The 20034-nt window shown below is 71.1% G+C and carries 14 protein-coding genes; 8 read left to right on the top strand and 6 right to left on the bottom strand.

Translation table 11 applies throughout. The features are described from left to right. Window positions 1-43: 43 nt before the first annotated feature. Both ACFPZ3_RS34495 and ACFPZ3_RS34490 read right to left on the bottom strand, forming a co-directional pair. Entirely contained in the window at window positions 44-832 is a 789-nt protein-coding gene (locus ACFPZ3_RS34495) for an inositol monophosphatase family protein (protein WP_379518497.1), read from the bottom strand. After that, a complete protein-coding gene (locus ACFPZ3_RS34490; RefSeq protein WP_379518496.1) occupies window positions 832-2853 on the bottom strand; it encodes a S9 family peptidase in 2022 nt (673 codons plus the stop codon). Before ACFPZ3_RS34490 ends, ACFPZ3_RS34495 begins: the two co-directional genes overlap by 1 nt. Window positions 2854-2864: 11 nt before the next feature. Between ACFPZ3_RS34490 and ACFPZ3_RS34485 the strand changes: the two genes are divergently transcribed. Next, a complete protein-coding gene (locus ACFPZ3_RS34485) occupies window positions 2865-3818 on the top strand; it encodes a ferrochelatase (protein ID WP_379518495.1) in 954 nt (317 codons plus the stop codon). On the opposite strand, the gene ACFPZ3_RS34480 is transcribed toward ACFPZ3_RS34485, so the two are convergent. After that, window positions 3809-4990, bottom strand: a complete 1182-nt coding sequence (locus tag ACFPZ3_RS34480) for a lytic transglycosylase domain-containing protein (RefSeq protein ID WP_379518494.1) — start codon at window positions 4988-4990, stop codon at window positions 3809-3811. The genes ACFPZ3_RS34485 and ACFPZ3_RS34480 overlap by 10 nt on opposite strands. Before the next feature lie 92 nt (window positions 4991-5082). Here ACFPZ3_RS34480 and ACFPZ3_RS34475 point away from each other — a divergent pair, with 92 nt between their 5' ends. The 3 genes from ACFPZ3_RS34475 to ACFPZ3_RS34465 all read left to right on the top strand — a co-directional run bounded on the left by ACFPZ3_RS34475 (window position 5083) and on the right by ACFPZ3_RS34465 (window position 8386). Then, entirely contained in the window at window positions 5083-6285 is a 1203-nt protein-coding gene (locus ACFPZ3_RS34475; RefSeq protein ID WP_379518493.1) for an MFS transporter, read from the top strand. 99 nt (window positions 6286-6384) lie between these two features. Beyond that, window positions 6385-7065, top strand: coding sequence for a polysaccharide deacetylase family protein (locus ACFPZ3_RS34470; protein WP_379518492.1), 681 nt, complete (start codon window positions 6385-6387; stop codon window positions 7063-7065). 43 nt (window positions 7066-7108) lie between these two features. Next, window positions 7109-8386 carry a D-arabinono-1,4-lactone oxidase gene (locus tag ACFPZ3_RS34465; protein WP_379519016.1) on the top strand — a complete coding sequence of 426 codons (1278 nt, stop codon included), beginning with the start codon at window positions 7109-7111 and terminating at the stop codon, window positions 8384-8386. On the opposite strand, the gene ACFPZ3_RS34460 is transcribed toward ACFPZ3_RS34465, so the two are convergent. Beyond that, the gene (locus tag ACFPZ3_RS34460) at window positions 8383-9132 is read right to left on the bottom strand and encodes a hypothetical protein (protein WP_379518491.1); all 750 of its coding nucleotides are present in this window, start codon (window positions 9130-9132) and stop codon (window positions 8383-8385) included. The two genes, ACFPZ3_RS34465 and ACFPZ3_RS34460, sit on opposite strands and share 4 nt — an antisense overlap. A 113-nt stretch (window positions 9133-9245) precedes the next feature. Here ACFPZ3_RS34460 and ACFPZ3_RS34455 point away from each other — a divergent pair, with 113 nt between their 5' ends. Both ACFPZ3_RS34455 and sepH read left to right on the top strand, forming a co-directional pair. Continuing rightward, window positions 9246-10184, top strand: a complete 939-nt coding sequence (locus tag ACFPZ3_RS34455; protein WP_379518490.1) for a S8 family serine peptidase — start codon at window positions 9246-9248, stop codon at window positions 10182-10184. Window positions 10185-10344: 160 nt separating this feature from the next. Beyond that, window positions 10345-13515: a septation protein SepH gene (gene sepH, locus ACFPZ3_RS34450; RefSeq protein WP_379518489.1), complete on the top strand. Its 3171-nt coding sequence runs from the start codon at window positions 10345-10347 to the stop codon at window positions 13513-13515. Between the two features lie 651 nt (window positions 13516-14166). Here sepH and ACFPZ3_RS34445 read toward each other — a convergent pair. After that, window positions 14167-15636 (bottom strand): PH domain-containing protein, encoded by a 1470-nt coding sequence (locus ACFPZ3_RS34445; protein ID WP_379518488.1) that lies wholly within the window; start codon window positions 15634-15636, stop codon window positions 14167-14169. A gap of 845 nt (window positions 15637-16481) precedes the next feature. Further along, window positions 16482-17003 (bottom strand): PH domain-containing protein, encoded by a 522-nt coding sequence (locus tag ACFPZ3_RS34440; protein WP_379518487.1) that lies wholly within the window; start codon window positions 17001-17003, stop codon window positions 16482-16484. Between the two features lie 406 nt (window positions 17004-17409). Between ACFPZ3_RS34440 and ACFPZ3_RS34435 the strand changes: the two genes are divergently transcribed. Both ACFPZ3_RS34435 and ACFPZ3_RS34430 read left to right on the top strand, forming a co-directional pair. Next, window positions 17410-18276 (top strand): YbhB/YbcL family Raf kinase inhibitor-like protein, encoded by an 867-nt coding sequence (locus tag ACFPZ3_RS34435; RefSeq protein WP_379518486.1) that lies wholly within the window; start codon window positions 17410-17412, stop codon window positions 18274-18276. 184 nt (window positions 18277-18460) lie between these two features. After that, window positions 18461-19999 carry a hypothetical protein gene (locus tag ACFPZ3_RS34430; protein WP_379518485.1) on the top strand — a complete coding sequence of 513 codons (1539 nt, stop codon included), beginning with the start codon at window positions 18461-18463 and terminating at the stop codon, window positions 19997-19999. Window positions 20000-20034: the final 35 nt, after the last annotated feature.

Raw genomic sequence — 20034 nt, 5'->3', positions numbered from 1 at the left:
ACGGGCTCCGGCCGTTTCCCACCATCGCGATGCCTTCGACGTGTCAGGTGTCGCGTTCGGGGTTCAGAGAGGCCAGCAGGTCGTGCAGGTCCTCGAACAGCCCGGGTGCCGCGCAGAGCGCGAAGTACGGGCTGACCGGCCGGCCGTGCAGGCCGCCCAGACGGGCGCCCGATTCGGTGGCCACCAGGCCGGCGGCCGCGAAGTCCCAGTGGTTGACCCCGCGCTCGTAGTACGCGTCCAGCCGCCCGGCCGCCAGCGAGCAGATGTCGATGGCGCACGAGCCCCCGCGCCGGATGTCGCGCACGCGGGGCAGCACCTGCGCCACGACCTCGCCCTGGACCGCCCGGCGGACCTTGGAGTAGCCGAAGCCGGTCGCGACCAGCGCCTGGGCCAAGGGGACGCCGGTGTTGCAGCGCAGCCGTTCCGCCCCGAGCCAGGCGCCGTCGCCCAGCGAGGCGGTGAACACCTCGCCGCGCGCGGGCACGTTCACGACCCCGGCCACGACCTGGCCGGAGACCTCGACGGCGATCGAGACGGCCCAGTCCGGCAGGCCGTACAGGAAGTTGACGGTGCCGTCGATCGGGTCGACGATCCAGCGCACGTCGGACTCGCCGGGCTCCTCTCCCCCTTCCTCACCGAGGATGCGGTCGGAGGGCCTGGCGGCCAGGACGCGCTCGCGGATGAGCTCCTCCGAGGCCTTGTCCAGGATGGTGACCACGTCGGTGGGGCTGGACTTGGTCTCGACCTCGCCGGACATCGTGGGCCGCTTGGCCAGCAACATGTCGCCGGCCTCGCGGGCGATGTCCTCGGCGAGCTTCAGGAAGTCGGTCATCAGGCAACCGAGTCCGGGCGCTTCCACTCCTCGCCGAGCACGTGCTGGCCGAGGAAGGCGAGGACCGTCTCGTACCAGGCGATGACGTTGCCCGGCTTGAGGATCCAGTGGTTCTCGTCGGGGAAGTACAGGAACTTCGACTCCACCTCGGTGCGGCGCAGGTCCCACCACAGCCGCAGCGCCTCGCCGATCGGCACCCGGTAGTCCTTGTCGCCGTGGATGACGAGCATCGGGGTGGTGATCTTGTCGAGGGAGTGGTGCGGGGACAGGAGCTGGTAGCGCTCCGAGCCGGGCTCGCCGAACTCGCGCTGCCAGTACATGGAGGCGTCGGTGGTGCCGGCGAACTGGTCGAGGTTCCAGAGCGAGGCGTGGGTGACGATGGCCTGGTAGCGGTCGGTGTGGCCGGCGAGCCAGTTGGCCATGTAGCCGCCGTACGAGCCGCCCATGGCGGCCGCGCGCCCGCTGTCGATGTCGTCCCTGGCCAGGGCGGCGTCCACGATCACGTCGAGGTCGGCCTGGGTGCGCGGGCCCCAGTCGCCCCAGCCGCGGTCGATCATGTCCTGGCCGTAGCCGGTGGACATGCAGGGGTCCGGCATGAGCACGGCGTAGCCCTTCTGGGCCAGGATCCAGGACTGCCAGCGCCACTGCCAGTCGTTCCAGGAACCGAGCGGGCCGCCGTGGATGAACAGCACGAACGGCGCGGGCGACTCGGCGGAGGCGCCCTCGGGCAGGGCGAGCCAGCCGCGGATGGTGGCGCCGTCGTCGGCGGTGGCGGAGATCTCGGTCAGCGTGCCGGGCACCTCGGGGCGCGGCGCGGGCGAAAGCAGGTCGACGGCCTCGCCGGTGACGGCGTCGATCCTGGCCGGGGCGGGGGCGAGGTTGACGGCGCTGCGCAGGGCGTACACGAAACGGCCGTCGGGGGACGCGTTGAGCCCGAGGTGGGAGGCGTCGTCCTGGGTGAGCCTCGCGGCCTCGCCGTCCAGCGGGACGCGGAAGATCGGGCGGCGGCCCCGGAAGTCGGCGGCGAGGTAGACGGCCGAGGAGTCGGGCGCCCACTCGACGTCCATGGGGAACAGGTCGGGCGCGTACGCGCGGCCCTGCCCGGTGGCCAGGTCGGCGATCCACAACTCGCTGCGCGCCGAGACCTCCAGCCCGGTGAGGCGGTCGCGGGAGCAGGCGATCCTGGTGCCGTCAGGCGAGACGGCCAGCGGGCCGCCGAAGTCGTAGGCCTCGTCGCTGAGCAGCACGCGCCGCTCGCCCGTGGCCACGTCGATGGCCACCAGGGCGGTACGCGACTCGCCCTTCGGCAGGTAGACGCGCCAGGAGGCGATCACGGTCGCGCCGTCGGGCGTCAGCTCGAACCCGCCGTCGCGCAGCGCCTCGCCGGCGTCGGGGGTCAGGTCGCGTACGTCCTCAAGACGGTCGTCGCCGAGCCTGGCCGCGAACAGCCTGGGCCTGCCGGGGCCGAGGTCGTGGTCCCAGTAGCGCACGGGGTAGCTCTCGTGCAGGACGGCGCTGATCCCGGCCTCCTTGCGGGCCTTGCGCCGCTCCTCCTCCGCCGCCTCCTCACCGTCGAGCACGTCGGCGGCGAACACCACCACGTCCCCGGCCGTGCGCACGGCGCCGATGCCGCCTGGACGCGTCGCCACCTGGCGCGCCTCGCCGCCCGCGCGGGGCAGCAGCCACAGCGCCGGCACCTCCTCGCCCGCGTCCTTGACGGTGGGGTCGGGGCGGGCGGAGGTGAACAGCACGTCGCCCGCGGCGGTGAAGACCGCGGCGGACTCACCCTTGGTGGAGCGCGTCAGCCGGTACGGCTCACCGTCCACGGGGATGGCCCAGAGCGCGGTGCCGAACGACTTGCCGTCGGGATTGAGGGATTGGATGGTGGAGATCAGCCTGGAGCCGTCGGGTGAGAGCCGCAGCGAGAGAACCCGAGGGATAGCCACATAGTCACGTATGTCGTTGAATGCGCTCACTCGATCGAACCTACCTCGCGGCGGGGACCAGGGGTACGGCCACATAGGGTTGTCACGTGGGAATTTACGACGCCTTGCTGGTTCTGTCGTTCGGCGGCCCGGAGGGGCCCGACGACGTGCTGCCGTTCCTGGAGAACGTCGTGCGCGGCCGGGGCGTGCCGCGCGAGCGCCTGCTCGAAGTGGCCGAGCACTACCAGGGCTTCGGCGGGGTCAGCCCCATCAACCAGCAGAACCGCGACCTGGTGGAGGCGTTGCGCCCGGTCGCGGGGGTGCCCATCTACTGGGGCAACCGCAACTGGCACCCGTTCGGCGAGGACACCGTGCGCCGGATGAAGGCCGACGGGATCGCGAAGGCGGCCGTGTTCGCCACGTCGGCGTTCGCGGGCTATTCGAGCTGCCGCCAGTACTACGAGGACATCGGCAGGATCTCCGTCGAGAGCGGCCCCGAGCTGGTCAAGATGCGCCACTACGGCGAGCATCCCGGCTTCGTGGCGGCGATGGCCGACCACACCCGGCAGGCGCTGGAGCGGCTCGGCCGCGACGACGCCCGGCTGGTGTTCACCGCCCACAGCATCCCGGTCTCCATGGCCGAAACGGCCGGGCCGTCCGGCGGGCTCTACGAGGCGCAGTTGCGCAGGAGCGCGGAGCTGGTCAGCCAGGCGCTCGGCCGCACCGAGCCGTGGGACCTGGTGTGGCAGTCGCGCAGCGGGCCGCCGCAGGTGCCGTGGCTGGAGCCGGACGTCTGCGACTTCCTGCGCAAGACCGACGCGCGTTCCGTCGTGCTGGTGCCGATCGGGTTCGTCTCCGACCACATGGAGGTCGTGTACGACCTCGACACCGAGGCCAAGGCCGTGGCGGCGGAGCTGGGCCTGCCCATGGAGCGGGCGGCGACGGCGGGCACGCATCCGCGGTTCGTGCGGATGGTGCGCGAGCTGATGGACGAGCCGGAGCCGCAGCCGTGCGCGCTCACCTGCTGCCCGCCCCCGCGCAGGCGGCCCGCTCAGGTGTAGGCGCGGGCGTACGCCTCGGCGATCGACATGACCTTGTTCACGTAGTCCCACGAGTGGTTGTAGAACCAGATCGCCTTACGCAACCGCTCGCCGCCCTGCCCGGCCTTGTTGGCGCACAGGTAGCCGGCGGCGCCGGGCACGGCGTCGTACGGGCTCCAGATGTCCTTCTTGCCGTCCCCGTCGCCGTCCACGCCGTAGTGCTTCCAGGTGGCGGGCATGAACTGCATGGGCCCGAGCGCGCCCGCGCTGGAGGGCCCGTTGTTCTGCCCGTGCCCGCTCTCCACCTGCCCGATCGCGGCCAGCACCGTCCAGGACAGCCCGGGGCAGCGGGTGGCGGAGGCCTTGTAGAGCTCCAGGTAGCTGCCGGGGCGGCCGACGGTGACCTGCTGGGGCTGCTCCTGGGCGGGTTGCTGCTGCTTGGCGGTGACGCGGGCCGCCGAGTCGAGCACGACGACCTGGGCGCCCTTGCCGAGCAGCTTGCGTACGCCGGCATCGCTGATCTTGCCCTCCTTGCCGTGCAGCAGCACCGCGACCCCCTGCGCGAACCCGAGCGAGCGGCCCAGGTCGGCGCTGACCAGCCCGTCCACGCCCTGCAGCCCGAGCGAGGCCGAGGCGGCCAGGCGGAGGCGGGGGCCGCCGTCCACCTGGTACACCGCGCCCAGGATCATCCCGAACTTGCCCATCGCGCCCGCGTCGGCGACCAGCTCGCCCTTGGCCAGCGCGCTCCACACGGCCGGCTGGTCGGCGACGGGCTGCGGCGTCCAGGAGCGGAAGTCCGAGGGGTCGACGGCCAGCAGGTTCAGCCCGGTGCCTGCCACCTTGACCGCGCCCGCGTCCACCACGGTCACCTTCTGCACGTGCGCCAGCTCTCCCAGGCGGAACCTGGTCTGCTTCGGCACGGTGCTCGCGGCGATGGCCAGCACGCGCGGCGGGGTCGCGGTGATGCCCGCGCCGCCCTTGCCGAAGTCCTTGACCGGCTCGGCCGTGGGCACGATCTGGTCGAGGCGCGGTGCGGCCGACTCCTGCGGACGAGGTGTTCGGCGCACGGGCTGCTGCGTGGTCGTGGCCACGTCCTCGCCCATCAGCACGACGACTCCGCCGGCCGCCGCCGTGACCGCGAGCACCGCGGTGACCATGAGCATGACCGAACGAAGGGTGGGAAGACCGGACACTCGGGACACGTTAACTCACGCCGGCGATAAAGCACTTGCCATCCGGACATACGGTGCGCCAAGGTTGGCTGCTCACGTAAGGGGGAAACAGGGTGGTCGGGCCTTACCGGGGGTTGTTCGACAGGCCTGGCGTCAAAGCGTTCGTGCTGGCCGGTCTCATCGGCCGGATGCCGATGTCCATGCTCGGCATCGGCGTCATCCTGCTGATCTCCACCCTCACCGAGAACTACGCCACCGCCGGCGCGGTCGCGGCCACCTCCAACGTCGCCTTCGCCATAGCCGCGCCCATGTCGGGACGGCTCGCCGACAGGTTCGGGCAGGGACGGGTGATCGCGCCGTTCGCCGTCGTCAACGCGCTCGCGCTGGCCGCCCTCATGCTCCTCGCCGGGTCGGGCCTGCCCCAATGGACGTTGTACGCCTCCGGCCTCGTCGTCGGCGCCACCTCGTTGTCGATCGGCTCGATGGTGCGCGCCCGCTGGTCGGTCATCTACGGCGGCTCAGGACGGCTGCACACGGCCTTCGCGTTCGAGTCCGTGGCCGACGAGGTCGTCTTCGTCACCGGTCCCGCGCTGGTCACGGTGCTCGCCACGGCCGTGAACCCGTACGCCGGCCTGATCGTGGCCCTGGTCTGCATGTTGCTCGGCTGCCTGGCGCTGGCCTCGCAGCGGGACACCCAGCCGCCCGTGCAGGCGATCAGGTCGGCGTCGGGCTCGCCCATCCTGATCCCCGGCATCGCGCTGCTGTCCTGCGTCTGCCTCGCGATGGGCGCGATCTTCGGCTCGGTCGACCTGATCACGGTCGCCTTCGCCGACGAGCACGGGGCGAAGGGGGCCGCGGGGTTCCTGCTGGCCTCGTTCGCGGGCGGGTCGATGGTGTCGGGGCTCTGGTTCGGCTCCCGCGACTGGCGGATCCCGTTGCGCACACGGTTCGTGCGCGCGCTGGGGCTGTTCGTGGTGGGGCTGGTGCCGATCATGTTCATCGGCAGCCCGTGGATCATGGCGGGGGCGTTGTTCCTGGCCGGCTTCGCGATCTCGCCGATGCTCATCACGAGCTTCTCGCTCACCGAGCGGCTGGTGCCGCCGTCCCTGCTCACCGAGGGTATGGCGTGGATCTCGACCGCGATCGGGTTCGGGGTGGCGATCGGCTCGTGGGCGGGCGGGGCGCTCACGGAGGCGTACGGGGCCTCCAGCGCGTACGGTTTCTCCGTCGGCGCAGCGGTTCTGGCGGTCGCGGTGGGAATTGGAGGTTCGGGTTTGCTGAGACTTCCCGAGGCTCCTTCACCCTCGCAGAGTTGATCCGCTACGGTCGGGAGATCCCTCGCAACACCCATCACACTGGAAGCACTAGTTATGTCCCGACAAATCAGTTCACTTCTAGCTATCGCGGCTGTTTGCGTGACTCTTGCTCCGGCACCCGCATTCGCCGCTCAAACGACCAAGAAAGAACCCGTCGATTGCGAACAGGTCAAGTGCATCGCGCTGACCTTCGACGACGGGCCGGGCCAGTACGCGGGAACGCTGCTCGACACGCTCAAGAAGAACGGCGCGAAGGCGACCTTCTTCCTTGAGGGCCAGTACGTGAAGAGCCGCCCGGCCTTCGTCAAGCGCATGGCCGCCGAGGGCCACGAGCTCGGCAACCACAGCTACAGCCACCCCGACTTCACCAAGAGCGACGCCGGGAAGATCAAGAGCGAGATCCAGAAGACCCAGGACGCGGTGAAGAAGGCGGCGGGCGTCGAGCCCAAGCTGCTTCGCCCACCGTACGGGCTGGCCGACGTGCAGGTCTCCGACATCGCCAGCGAGTTCGGCATGCCGATGATCCTGTGGACCGCCGGATCCGAGGACTGGAGCTCCAAGAACGTCCAGGCCATCCAGAAGCAGACCCTCGCGGTGGCCAAGCCCAACGGCATCATCCTCATGCACGACTGGGTGAAGCAGACCGTCGACGGCATGCCCGCGCTCATCAAGACCCTCAAGAACAAGGGCTACCACCTGGTGACGGTCTCCGACGTGGTCAAGAGCGAAGAGCTCGAGGCCGGCGACATCTTCCCCGTTCCCGCCGGCTGGGAGAATTGAGTATCGTCCCGGTCTGAACGGAACGATCCTCTGGAGGGTGCTCGTGACCTTCGTGAACTGGGCGCGCAACCAGTCGGGCACCCCCGCCGAGGTGCGCATCCCGGCCTCGGCCGAGGACGTCGTACGCGCCGTGCGTGACGCCGCCGCCTCCGGGCGGCGGGTCCGCATGGTCGGCACGGGCCACTCCTTCACCGGCGTGGCCCTGACCGACGGCATCATGTTGCGCCCCGGTGCGCTGACCGGCGTCAGGTCCTGCGCCGACGGACTCGTCACCGTCCAGGCGGGCACCCCCGTGCGGGTCCTGAACGAGCTGCTCGCCGAACGCGGCCTGGCCCTGGCGAACATGGGCGACATCACCGAGCAGACCGTCGCGGGCGCCATCCAGACCGGCACCCACGGCACGGGGCGCGACAGCGGCGGCCTCGCCGACCAGGTCGCCGAGCTGGAGCTGGTGCTCGCCGACGGCTCCGTGACCACCGCCTCGCCCGGCGAGGAGCTGTTCGACGCGGCCAGGGTGGGGCTGGGCGCGCTCGGGGTGCTGACGGCCGTGACGTTCCGGGTCGAGCCCGCGTTCCTGCTGCACAACCGGCGGCGCAAGCTGCCGCTCAGCGAGATCCTCGGCTCGCTCGACGAGCTGATCTCCGCCAACGAGCATCTCGACTTCTTCTGGCTGCCGCACACCGACACCTGCCTGGTCAAGACCAACAACCGCAGCCCCGGCCCGGCCCGGCCGCCGGGGGCGTTACGGCACTGGCTGGACAACGTGTTCCTGGAGAACACCGTCTTCGGCGCCGCCTGCGCGATCGGGGCCCGCCTTCCCTCGCTGATCCCGCGGATCAACGAGGTCAGCGCGGCGACGCTGGGGGACTCGGAGTCGGTGGACGTCTCGTACAAGGCGTTCACGGCGCGGCGGGACGTGCGTTTCCTGGAGATGGAGTACGCCATCCCGCGCGACCGCCTGGCCCAGGCGCTGCGCGAGACCAGGGACCTGATCGAGCGGATGGACTGGACGATCACCTTTCCCGTGGAGGTGCGGGTGACGCCGCCCAGCGACGCGTGGTTGTCCACGGCGCACGGGCGGCCGTCGGCGTACGTCGCCTGCCACGTCTACCGGCCGACGCCCAATCCCGCGTACTTCAAGGGCGTCGAGGACATCATGACCCGCCTCGACGGCCGTCCCCACTGGGGCAAGCTGCACACGCGCGACGCCGCGTACCTGGGCAAGGTCTATCCCCGCTTCGCCGACTTCCTGTCGCTGCGCGACCGCCTGGACCCCGGGCGCCTTTTCGCCAACCCCTACCTGGACACCGTGCTGGGCTAGCCGGGGGGCGTGAGCACCGGATCGTCCTGCTCGGCGGGCGGCGGCGCGCTGCTCGTCGGCGCCTCCTCGACCTCGTCGGGCTGGTCCTGGGTCGGCGGCGGGCTCGTGGTCTCCTCCGACGGCTCCACCGTGTCCGACCCCGTGGGCGTGGGCGTCGGCGTCGGCCGGGTGCTCGGCGTCCTGCTCGGCGTGGGTGTGGGCGTGGGGGTCGGGGTGACGGATTCGTGCGTGGGAGTCGGTGGCGGCTGGTACGCGGGCGGCGCCTCGGTCTCCGTCTCCTGCCGTACCGGCGTCTTGTCGTGCTCTACCTGGGCCCTGCTGGGAGTCTTGCCGGTGACCTGCTCGTGCACGGTCTCCTGGGCGACGGCCTGGTAGGCGAGGATGCTGCCCATGCTGACCGCGAACACGATCACCGCCGCCCCGGCCAGCTTCACCCACGGCAACCGGCGCGACTCCCGTACGGCCGTCATCACCAGCGTGGACCCGTCATCATCGGATTCCGGCCGGTCGGCGGACGTCTCCCGCCGCGACGTGAGCGTGTGCTGCTTGACCCGCTCCTCGGTCTGCTTGAGATAGTGCGTGTAGACGGCCGTGGCGATCGTGCTGGCGATGCTGACCACGGCCGCCCCGATCACCGTGCCCGCCACGCCGAGATACGACGCGGCCACGGCGGCGGTCACCGCGGACAGGGCGCTGCCGGCTATCTGCGGCATGCTCAGCTCGAACCTCCGCTGTTCGCCGCTCATGCCCCTTCTCAGTCCTCTCTGGCCATGCGTTCGGTAAAAAGCTGTCTCGTGAATAGACGCGAGTGCGTGTCCTGTTGTTCCTGTGACCTGCGTGACAGGCACCCTTGTAACTCGTGCCCCGACGACTCGGCCTGCCCTCCGTGTACCTCGCCGCGGCCGTGGCAACGGCCGCCACGACCGCCGTACCGCTCGCCATGACTCCCGCCTCAGGACTCGCCCTGCACCCCTCCCCGCTGGAACCCACCCGCCCCTACATCGTCACCGCTCGTGACCGGACGGCCGCCCGCGAGCTCGTCGGCGAGATGCGCTGGCGGGTACGGCGCTACTACACCTCGGCGCTGCCCGGATTCGCCACCTTCCTCACCGCCCCCGAACTGACCGAACTGCGCGGCGACCCGCGGGTGCGCACCATCGAGCCGGACCGCCAGATCCATCCCCTGGCGAGCAGCAGGCCGGCCCGCGCGTCGGACGTGCGGGCGAGCGGCTCGGGCGTCACCGTGTACGTGGTGGACAGCGGCATCGGGGCCGAGTTCGGCGGCCGGGCCTGGCGCGCGTTCGACGCCACCGGCGGCGCGGGGCGCGACTGCGGCGGTCACGGCACGCAGGTCGCCTCGCGTGCTCACGACGTGGCGCCCAAGGCCGGGATCGCCTCGGTACGGGTGCTCGGCTGCGCCGGCTCCGGCACCCTGGCCGACGTGCTGGCGGGGCTCGACTGGATCCGCAGACACGCCCGCGGCCCCTCCGTGGCCAACCTGTCGATCGACGGCTCCGGTTCCCCGGCGCTCGACCGGGCCACCCGGTCGCTGGTGCGTTCCGGCGTGTTCGTGGTCGGAGCCACCGATAACGGCACCTGTCAGGTCACTCAGGACGGCCGGGCGTATTCGCCGCACGCCCCCTATCTCGCCGGAGCCGCCGCCCGCCACCTGGAACTTCATCCCCACGCCGGCCCCGCCACACTCGCCACCTGGCTCGAGTGCACGGCGGCCCGCGGCGCGATTCGCCAGAACCCGTCGAGGCGATCTAACCTCCTCGTACGCGATGGCGGGCTCTAGAGGGATGGATTCCACAAATGTGACCGGCGTCACATCGCCCGTGGGCTATCCCAGGAAGGCGATGTTCGGACATGCCGGGTACGGTGCTGGCAGGCAACCGGAACACGCGAGAGACTCAAAGGTCCGGGGGAAGAATGGCGACGCTGACGAAGGGACTCGCATGCAGGAGCTCCGACTCGTCGCGGTGAGTGAGGACGGCACCTACCTCGTGCTGGCGACTGCTGGGCGAGGTACGCGCTTCACGCTTCCCGTGGACGACCGGCTCCGTGCTGCCGTCCGCGGCAACTTCTCCCGTCTCGGCCAGTACGAGATCGAAGTGGAGAGTCCGTTGCGCCCCAAGGAGATCCAGGCCCGCATCCGAGCTGGAGAGACGGCGGAAGAGATCGCCGCTACCGCCGGGATCCCGGTCGAGCGTGTCCGCTGGTTCGAGGGGCCGGTGCTGCAGGAGCGGGAGTACGTCGCCCAGCAGGCACAGCGCGTCGCCGTACGCATGCCCGGCGAATCGGCGCCGGGCCCCACTCTCGGTGACCTCGTCGCCGAGCGGCTGACCCGGCGTGGCGTGCCCACGGACGAGATCGACTGGGACTCCGCCAAGCGTGACGACGGCCTGTGGCGGGTCAAGCTCGGCTACGTCTGGAACGGTCACACGCGCCACGCCGAGTGGCTCTTCGACCCGCGCAAGCGGCACGTGACGCCCCACGACGACGAGGCCATGCGCCTGTCGGCGGCCGACTTCGACCCCGAGCCCGCCGTGGTGGAGGACACCACGGTGACGCCGTTCGCGCCGCGCGTGGCCAAGCTGCAGCCGGTGCCGCCGCTCACCTCCGACGCGATGCCGTTCCCGTCCGTGGTGCGGCGCGAGCCCGAGGAGCCCGCGGTCGGCTACAACCGGTCCTCGGAGACCTCCTACACCCGGGCCCCGGAGTCCTCGCCCCGCGAACCCGGCCACCGCCAGGATCCGCCTGCCAGAGAATCCGCTTTCCACCAGGACCCGGGCCGAGAATCCGGCCACCGCCCAGACTCCTCCGGCCACCGGCAGGACCCGGCGACCGGCCACCGGCAGGACCCGCTCAGGGATTCCGGCCACCGGCAGGACCCGCCCGCACGCGAGCCCCTCCGGCCCGATCCTCGCGACAGCGGCCATGCCCGTCCCGGCGACGCCTCCTCCCGCCGTGGCGGGTCTTCGCCGTGGCTGCCCGACTTCAGCTCCGGCCGTTCCGGCGAACGTGAGACCGAGTCCATCTACGCCCCGGCCACCCCGCCATCCACCCGTCCGGCCCCATCGGTCCAGGCGCCGCAGGAGCGCACCTCGGCCCAGGACCAGCCGTCCGCCCGGACGGACGCTTCCGCCGAGGCATTCTCCCCGGCCCAGCACCAGCCGATCCCCCGGCCGCAGGATTCACCCGCCGCCCCTCAGGGCCAGGCGACCTCTGCCGCCCAGGGCCACCAGGGGACCTCTGCCGCCCAGGGGACCTCTGCCGCCCAGAGCCAGGAACCACGCTCGGCCACCGTCCATGAGCCGACCCAGGAGCAGCGCTCCGCGCACGCTCAGCCGACCGCTGCCCAGGCCCCTCAGCCGACCGCCGCACCGGCTCAGTCCGCCGAGGCGCAGGCCCGGCCGACCGCCGCCCAGCCGACCGTCGCCCAGTCGCAGGACTCGGCCGCGGCGCAGGCTCAGCCGAATGCCATCCAGCCCGCCACGTCGCAGACCACCCAGGCTCCCCCGCAAACGGCTCAGCCTGTCACCACCCATTCGACCCAGGCGACCGAGCACGTCAGCCGGCCTGCCACGCAGACCGCCCAGCCGACCGAGCACATCAACCAGCCTGCCGCGCACACTGGCCAGTCCGCTGAGCAGACCAGCGAGCCCGCTGCGCAGCCTGTCCCCGCCGCACAGACCGTCCAGCCGACCGAGCACATCAACCAGCCTGCCGCACAGACCGCCCAGCCGACCGAGCACATCAACCAGCCTGCCGCGCACACTGGCCAGTCCGCTGAGCAGACCAGCGAGCCCGCTGCGCAGCCTGTCCCCGCCGCTCAGTCGGCTCCTGCCACGCAGTCTGCCCCAGTCGCGCAGTCGGCCCAATCCGAGGCGCAGTATGCCCAGCCCGCCGCGCAGGCCGCGTCTGCGGCTGCACCGGCCGCCGAGCTTGCTGACCTTTCGGGCAAGGTCGCTCCTGAGCAGGCCACCGCGTTGGAGGCGCCCGCCAAGGCCGAGGCCGCAGCCGAATCGGAGACGGCCGTCGTCGCCACCGAGTCGACTCCCGTGTCGCAGGTTGCCGCCCAGTCGGACACGTCCCCGGTCACCAACGTAAGCGCACAGGCGTCCACGGCGCCGGACGCCACCGCTGAGGCGGCCGTACAGGAGAGCGCCACCACGAAGCCGGCCGCTACCGTTCCTTCCTCCACGACGGAAGCGACCACCGCGTCGGACTCCTCGCCGGTCTCGACGGATGCCATCGGCGAAGCCCCCAAGCAGCCCGCAGCCGTCACCACAGAGCACAAGACGGACACCACCCCGTCCCAGCCGGAGGCGGCGCAGGCCGGAGCCCGGCCCGAGGCCGCGCAGGCCGGTGTCCAGCAGGAAGCCACCGCTTCAGCCCAGCAGGAGGCCACGCAGGCCGCTGCCGCGAAGGTCGAGAGGCCCGAGACTGAGGCCGTCGCCAAGCCTGAGCAGGCTGAGCGGGCCGAAAGGACCGAGCAGGCCGAAGCCGTCGAGAGCGGTACAACCGTCGCGGCCGAATCACCCACGTCTGAGCCCAAGCCATCCGCTCCAGAGCAGGCGTCCACTCCCGAGCAACCGTCCACTCCGGCACAGGCAACCGCTTCCGAGCAACCGTCCACTCCGGCGCAGGCAACCGCTTCCGAGCAACCGTCCGCTCCGGCGCAGGCGTCCGACCCCGCGCGGGCGACCACTCCGGCACAGGCGTCCGACCCTGCGCGGGCGACCACTTCCGAGCAGGCCACCGAACCTGCGAAGTCGGCTGCCCCCGAGGCTCAGCCCTCTCCCGTGACACAGACCGCTCCCGAGACGCAGACGGCTCCTGAGAAGCCCTCCGTTCCCGAGAGGTCGGCCACTCCTGAGAAGAAGGCGACGCGACCCGAGCCTGAGCAGCCCGTTCGGGAGACCAAGCCTCCGGCGCCGAAGCCGAAGCCGGCCCCCGCTGTTCCGGCGGCGCGGGCGGGCAAGGACGAGGGTGAGGAGGAGCCAGGCGTGCCGGTTCCGGCTCCGAAGCCCGGCGCCCGCCCGGCGCGCAAGGGTTCGAGGGGACGCCGGGCCTCCGTACCGACCTGGGACGAGATCATGTTCGGCGCCCGCCGCCAGGACTGACCACCGGCCCCAGGAACCCTGCCCACGCCCGCCGTCGAGACTGACCAAGGGCCACAGGTAGCCTGCCTACGCCCGCCATCGAGACTTGACCACGCTCGACGCGCAACTGCGCCAGCCGGTCGGCGAGGCGGGCCTCCATGTCGGGCCGCAGGAACCTGATCATGCCCCGCCATTGAGACTGACCACGTTGCAGGAAGCCTGCCCACGCCAGTTGCCAGGACTGACCCGCAGGTGCCAGGAAACCCTTCCCGGTCAAGCCCGCGTCGAAGTCCGCCGCCGACCGCGCCCGGGGTCAGGCGCATCCTTGGCTGCGTCCACGTCAGGATGCGCCCATGGCCACGCCCAGTCAGGCGCGTCTCAGGCTGCACCCACGTCAGGATGCGCCCATGTCAGGCGCGTCCCAGGCTGCGTCCGCGTCGGGATTCTGCGCAGACCACGCCCCATCAGGACCCATTCCCAACCACGGCCGCGCAAAGATCCGCTGCTGTGTCACATCCGCGTCAGGATTCTGTGCAGGCCACGCCCTATCAGGACCCGTCTAACCACGGCCGCGCAAGGATCCGCTGCTGTCACATCCGCGTCAGGTTTTCGGCTGCGGTCCCGGTCAGGTGTGGCCCCTGGCTGCGCGGACGTGTCAGGAGTCGGTGGGGTTCAGGAGTCGGTGGGGTTGAGGAAGGGTGCCAGCCACTCCGGCGTCACCTCGGCCGGGAAGTCCACCGCCTGCGCCTTCGACACGTCGATCGCCGAGTAGCCGCCCTTGCCGGCGCCGACGCCGGCGATCAGGGTGAGTACGCCGGCTCGGCGCTGGAACCATGTCTGTCGCAGCCGCCAGCCCACCACGGCCCGGCGTTCGACCACGGCCTGCGAGCGCCGTAGGGACCCCGACCGCACCGCCAGGCGGACGCCGTCGTAGCCGTGCCCCAGGGACGCGTACCGGTCGAGGCCCAGGGGCACGCCGACACCCGCCAGGAGCAGCGTGAGCACCAGGAGGATCCACCACAACATGGATCCGGTCAGCCAGACGGCCACGGCGCTCACCACGGCCAGCGCGAACCAGGGGAAGACGGCGCGGAACAGGCGGCGTTGGCGCGCCACGGGCGGGTGGCGCCGGAGCGCGGCCTGGTAGGGGCCGATCGCGTCGCGGGTCACCTGGAAGGCCACCTGGCGTGGTACGTCGGGCAGGAGCTGGCCCCGCGTCTCCGAATCGCCGAGCCCGGTCACGATGGCCCAGACGCGGGCGACCCTGGCCCACCGTTCTGCCAGCCCGTCCACGATCTCGTAGCCGCGTACCCGCTGCGACTCCAGCGACACGCTGCGCCGGTTGATCAGCCCGCGCTCCGCCACCAGGTAGCCGTCGCGGCGCTTGAGCTGGAAGTCCCAGTTGAAGATCGCGTACATCAGCCCGCCCGCGAACGGCATGGCCAGCACGAGCAGCACCGCCACCGCCAGCAGGAGGTAGGGGTGGCCCCAGAGCCACTCCCCCGCGCTCCAGGCGGTGTCCTGGCTGAAGCCCAGTTCGTCCCCCCACTGGAACGCCAGGCCCACCGCGCCGCCGACGAAGGCGAAGGGGGTGAGCAGGTACGCGCCCGACAGCGGCCCGTACAGCAGCCACCTGCGCGGCACGCCGATGATCGACCGTTCCTTCGGCCCAGAAGGGGTCGCCGCGTCGTGAACGTGCGTCTCCGGCTCGGCCGTGCGCCGCAGGAGCACCGCCTTGAGCCGTTCGGCCTCCACCCGCGTGATTCCGGCGAGCTTGGCCTCCTCCGCGTCGCCGCTCGCCCCGGTGTCGATCTTGAGTACGGTCAGGCCGAGCAGCCGGTGCATGGGCGGGGTGGACACGTCAACGCCGCGGATCCGCTCCAAGGGGATCGTACGGACGGAACGGCTGATCAGCGAACGTTTGGTCTCCAGGCGGTCGCCGATGATCTCGTAGGTGAAGGTGGCCCATCTGATGATCGCATACACCACGGCGGCGATGACGCCGGCGGCCGCGTAGCCGTACGACCTGGCCGAGAAACCGCCCACGAACAGGACGCCGACCAGGGGGAGGAGGAGGGAGGGCAACATGCGTACCGGATCGATGAGCAGCACCTTGGGACTGAGCCGCTGCGGCACCCGCACCTGCGGCGGCCCACCCTGAGGCCCCTGACCCGGCCCACCACCGGGTCCCGGATACGGCCCACCCCCACCAGGCCCACCCCCACCATGTCCCTGAAACGGCCCACCACCGGGTCCAGGTCCCTGACCCGGCCCACCGCCAGGTCCAGGTCCCGGATACGGCCCACCGCCAGGTCCTGGTCCTGGAAACGGCCCGCTCCCTGGAACTGGAGGTGACGAGGCAGGTCCTGGTGTATGCGGCGGTCCGGGCCACGGCGGCTGACCGGCGCCGGAAGGCGGAGGCATCGGTGGCCTGCCCTCCGGAGACGTGCCCTGTCCTGGAGGAGCGCTCTGGGGCGCGCCCTCGCCCGGAGGGATACTCCCGCCCGGAGAGGCGCTCCCGCTTGGAGGGGTGTTCCCGCCCGGAGAGGCGCTCCCGCTTGGAGGGGTGTTCCCGCCCGGAGAGGCGCTCCCGCTTGGAGGGGTGTTCCCGCCCGGAGAGGCGCTCGCGCCCAAGGGAGTGGTGCCGTCTGGACGAGTGGTCCCGTCCGAGGGGACGACTCCGTCCGGAGGAGCGGTGCCCTCCGCATGGCCGCTTCCGCCCGAAGAGGTGGTGCCGGCCGAAGAGGTAGTCCCGTCCGAGGGGACGACTCCGTCCGGAGGGGTGGTGCCCTCCGGATGGCCGCTTCCATCCGAAGAGGTGGTGCCAGCCGGAGTGGTGGTCTCGTCCGATGAAGCGGTGCCGTCCGGAGAGGTGGTTGCGTCTGGAGCGGCGGTTGCGTCTGGGGTGGCGGTTCCTTCTGGGGTGGCGGTTCCTTCTGGAGGGGTGTGTTTGGGGGTGGGTGTCGGGTCGTCTGGGCCGGGGGTGGTCATGTCGCGTCGTCTCTGAGTTTTTCCGCCCGGTGCGCCAGCTGCTCGGCCAGCCCCGCCGCCACCCGGTAGTCAAGGCCCTTGATCGTCGAGGATCCCGCGTGGGACGCCGTCCTGATCTCGAGTGTCGCCAGTCCGAGCAGGCGCTCGAACCACCCCTGCCCCTTGTCGACCGTCTGGATGCGGCTCACAGGCACGAACACCCACTCCCTGGTCAGGAACCCCGACCTGGCATAGACGACGTCTCCTGACAGCTCCCAGCGATGCACGGCGTACCGTACGAACGGCTCGGCCGCCAGGAACGGCAGCGTCAGCACCACGACGGCGGCGGGCAGCAACCACGGATCCTGGGCGAACCACCGCGGCACCCACGGCCAGTCGCTGCCCCCGAGCCACCGTGCCACCAGCAGCGAGCCGCCGAGGAAGAAGGCGAAGGCGATCAGCGACTCCAGCAACCACAGCCTTACCGCCTTCGGCGAGACGCGGTTCGCCGGATCGCGTAGAGGGCCTGATGACGTCACAAAGCCAGCTTAGGGCGCGATGCCCGAATGCGATCTGCCAGCGGGCCGGTAAAGATCCGCGGACCGGTCCGGCGTGTCTGCGGTCCTCCGGCTCGGGCCCGGTGCCATGCTCGGTGGCGGCCCGGCCGCAGGCTGTCGAGCTTGGCCACGTCGGCGGCGCCACGTACGTGCCACCCAGGCCCGGCCAGCGCGGGACCGCACCATTGCGCGAGCGCCTCACGCAACGTGGCAGCCGCCGTCCACGCACCGCCGGCGCTCCGAGCGCACCCACCCGTACGCGCCCGAGCGCCTCACGTGCCCAGTCGCCGTGGCCCGCGGGCGCGGTCCGGATTTCCGCCGTCCGCGGGCGCGGTCCGAATTTCCGCCGTACGCCGGCGGTCCCGAATTTCCGCCGTACGCCGTTACCGTGCGTCGCGATCTGGCGCACCTGGTTTTTGCCGACGGAGACCGACCGAAACCGATGTCCGTTTTGTCTGGACAGTCGGACGCCGCCCGCTCCCGCCCCCGCCACCGCGAAGCCGCAGGCCAGGAAAGCTTCCCCGGTACGGCCGGATCCGGCGCCGCGGCGGACCACCGAGCCTGTCCCTGTGTCCAACTTCACTACCCGATTGCCGTCATTCTGGCTGTTTTCGGATCCTTTACCGACCACCGACCATCGAGAAACGGTCTGCGCACCGCCGGGACCCGCGTAGCATCGTCCGGCATGGGGCTGTGTAACGCGGCATCTCGCATGCGACGCATCGCTGTCAGTGTGACGGTGGTGGCTGTCGCGTTCGGGTTGTCAGGTTGCGCGAGCTTCATAGGCAAGTCTCAGGCGAAGGACATCGCGGAGATCAACGTAGCGAGCCCCGAATTGCGCGAGGGCAAGCCGCTACCGAGCGAATACTCCTGCCGGGGCGATCAGGGCAGTCCGCCGCTGCGCTGGTCCAGCCAGCCGCTGTCCGAGGCCAAGTCGATCGCCATCGTGGTCGACAGCCACACATCGAACGAGTCGGCCGTGCACTGGGTGCTCTACAACATCCCGGCCACCACGACCGAGCTGGGTCCCAACGCCGCAGCCGATCCCCCCGAGGGGTCCGGGCAGGCGAAGGTGACCAGTGGGAAGGTGGGCTACGAGCCCCCCTGCCAGAACCGGGCCAGCTACCGGTTCACCGTCTACACGTTGAACGGCAAGGTCGATCTGCCGGGGAACCCCGAGCTCCCCGAGGTCCTCAAGAAGATCGCGGATAAGACCATCGCCCGCGGGCGGCTCACCGCGGTGAACATTGAGTGAGCCGCCGAACACGACATGTAGTGCTGGTGTACCAATTCTTCGCGTAGGGTGTGACAACCCTCATAGTGGTCCGACACAATCAGATCCAATTGTTAGGCACTGGTGATCAAAGGGGGCAGATCGCGTCGATGGCCGCGCGATCTCATCGGTGCCAGAGGGAGGCCATGGCTTTGAGGGTGGTGCAATGATCGCGGTCGTAGTGAGCTTGGTCGCCGTCGTGCTCCTCGTGCTCGTCGTCGTGGCACTGGGCATGCGATCGATGAGCCGCAGGGAGAGCTCGCTTCCTCCGGAACGGCTGAAGGAGATGGCCGAGAAGGAGGAGATGACGCATGCTCGTTCCACGGACGAGTTCGCGGCGCATGAACCGCGGATGAACAATTTCAGCCCCGACTTCAGTCCGATCTACGAAGCCAAGCCCAAACCGGTACGCACCGGTCAGCGTGGCAAGCGTGGCGTGGACGAGTGGGGCAACCCGAGCAACGATGAGGATGACGAGGAGTTCTGGGCCAACATCCGCAGCGATGCGGAAGAGGGCGGTTTCGGCGCGGGTGGCACCGTAGCGGCCAGGAAGGGCGCCTCCCGCCCGGTCGAGCGTGAGCGTCCGCCCGCCGAGCGCGAGCCCGAGCGCCCCGCTCCCGAACGTCAGGCCGAGCGTCCGTCCGAGCGCAAGGACCGGCCCACCAAGCGGTCCGACAAACGATCCGACCGCAAGCCCAAGCCGCAGCCGGTGACCGCCTCCGCCGACCCCAACGCGACCACCGTCCAGGCCCCCCTGCCGCAGCGCCAGCCCGCCTCCGCCGCCAATCTCGCCGACCTGGTCGAGCCGCAGAAGCGCGCCACTCCCTCGCAGGCCGAGATGGCCGACCAGCGCACCGTGACGTTCGCGGCGCCGACGGGCGACGTGATGAGCATCCTCGGCGTGGGCGCCCAGCAGGTGCCCGCCCCCACGCGCTCCGAGACGCGCCCGGCGTCCGTCTCGTCCAACAGCGCCTATCCGGCCAACGGCACGAGCAGGAACGGCAACGGCTCCTACAGCCCGGCCCCCGGCAGCGGCTCGTTCCCCGCCGCGAACGGCACCGGCTCGTTCCCCGCCTCCAACGGCACCGGCTCCTTCCCGGCCGTGAGCCCGACCTCCAGCGGCAGCTTCCCCGCCGCCCCTCCCGCCGGCCTCCACGGCGCTCCGACGAGCGACCCGTTCCCCGCCTACAACGGCGGCGCGGGCGACCCGCTCGACACGACCTGGACCAACCCGCCCTCGTCGACCACGTCCGGCTCCTGGGCCGCCTCGGCCGACATACTGGACGACCCGGCTCCCGCCGCTGCCGCCCCCTCCGCGTCATACGCCTCGGAGGGCTCGTGGCCGGCGTTCGAGCAGCCCGCCGCACGCACGGCCTATCCCCCCTCGTACGAGGTGCGCGCCGGCTGGGCCGTGGCCGACGACTCCGACCCGCTCACCAGCCCCTCCCCCGCGGCCGGCACCCCGACCGTGCCCGGCCGGGCGGTCTCGAACTACGACGACGTGCTGTCGGCTCCGACGCCGCCGCAGGCCTCACCGTTCGTGGCGGGCGCGTACGAGACGGGCGACATCACGACCAGCCCGGCCGCCTGGCCGGAGCCTCCGTCGGCGGACGGCAGCAACCGGCCCGGGTACGGCCCCCAGCAGCAGAGCGGCAGCCACCGCAGGGGCCCGGAGCAGGATTATCCGCACGACTACTATCGGTGATCTCCAGTACCCATTAATGCGTAAAACCCACGCGA

The sequence above is a fragment of the Nonomuraea insulae genome, from assembly GCF_042656245.1.
This window is presented reverse-complemented; position numbering and strand designations above follow the sequence as displayed.